General features: G+C 65.5%; 1 protein-coding gene. It reads left to right on the plus strand.

Features of this window, described 5'->3' with window-relative positions; translation table 11 throughout:
• Positions 1–620: electron transfer flavoprotein subunit alpha/FixB family protein (locus tag H9X91_RS14040; RefSeq protein WP_204805877.1), on the plus strand; the 620-nt coding region annotated here is incomplete at both ends.

Consider the following 620-nt stretch of genomic DNA (forward strand, 5'->3'; position numbering starts at 1 on the left):
GCGGCCAAGGAGCTGGGCGGCTACGGCGCCGACAAGGTGATCGTGTGCGAGAGCCCGCTGCTGAGCGTGTACAACACCGACGCCTATGCCAAGGTGATCTGCGACGTCATCGAGGACCTGAAGCCCGAGGCGTTCCTGATTGGCGCCACCAACATCGGCCGTGACCTGGGCCCCCGCTGCGCGGCCCGTCTGCACACCGGTCTGTGCGCCGACTGCACCCACCTGGACGTGGATGTGGCCAACTACATCCAGTTCCTGCGGGAGAGCAGCACGCTGGACGTGGACTCCATGAAGTGGGATATGGAGGACCGGAACCTGAAGATGACCCGTCCTGCCTTCGGCGGCCACCTGATGGCCACCATCATCTGCCCGCGGTTCCGTCCCTGCATGGCCACGGTGCGTCCGGGCGTGATGAAGAAGAACGCCTTCGACCAGGCCAAGGCGGACGCGGTGGAGATCGTGAAGCCGGCGTTCGAGCTGAGCGAGAGCGACCTCCACACCGAGGTGGTAGAGGTCGTGAAGGCCGCCAAGAAGCTGGTGGACCTGATCGGCGCCGACTACATCGTGTCCGTGGGCCGCGGCATCAGCAAGGATGTCGAGGGCGGCATCAAGCTGGCGGA

It is taken from the genome of Oscillibacter valericigenes (assembly GCF_016902445.1).
Classification (GTDB): domain Bacteria; phylum Bacillota; class Clostridia; order Oscillospirales; family Oscillospiraceae; genus Oscillibacter; species Oscillibacter avistercoris.